The sequence below is a fragment of the Confluentibacter citreus genome (genome assembly GCF_002807055.1).
GTDB lineage: Bacteria > Bacteroidota > Bacteroidia > Flavobacteriales > Flavobacteriaceae > Confluentibacter > Confluentibacter citreus.
Window position 1 is genome coordinate 1 of sequence record NZ_NIXN01000043.1, and the last position, 570, is coordinate 570.

Here is a 570-nt window from a genome sequence, read left to right on the forward strand (position 1 = left end):
AACGTGTTCGTGTATGGAAAGTTGCGTGTTTGGGGACGAGGATTTTCCGAAGGAAAATCGGAAGCCGGCAAACAGGCAACAAACTTTGTGTTAGCTAAAACTAGCAATTTTTTATACACGGTGTTGTATGCTGTTTTTTTATTCAAATTTTTCTTTCCAATCACGCTGTTTTAATTCAGACAGTGAGTCAATTTCTTTTAGATAGTCCGCTTTCCATTCAGTTCCGTTTTTATTGGTCAAATATTTGTCAATTTCAGCGTTATGTATTTCTATTCCATTTAATTCAGTTCCACTTACAACGCATCCAAATCCGATGTTTGTGAATCCATATTTCCGACTTATTTTATCCATTTCCGTTGGTGAAATCATTAATTCTCCGACTAATACTTTGCGAGGTGAATTGTTCTCAATATCAGATTTTGCAGTTAGGTAATTAAATCGGTTAAAAAATCCGTAATTCCACAATCCAATTCCGATTAGAATTAATATTATTCCACTAAATATTATCGTTTTTCTGTTCATTTCTCAAATTGCATACAACGTGTTCGTGTATGGAAAGTTGCGTGTTTG

1 protein-coding gene is annotated in these 570 nt (G+C 34.4%); it reads right to left on the reverse strand.

Annotation, left to right across the window (positions count from 1 at the left end):
* Positions 1 to 138: 138 nt before the first annotated feature.
* Positions 139 to 522 carry an FEKKY domain-containing protein gene (locus CDH49_RS15920; protein WP_100616446.1) on the reverse strand — a complete coding sequence of 128 codons (384 nt, stop codon included), beginning with the start codon at positions 520 to 522 and terminating at the stop codon, positions 139 to 141.
* Between the last annotated feature and the right edge of the window lie 48 nt (positions 523 to 570).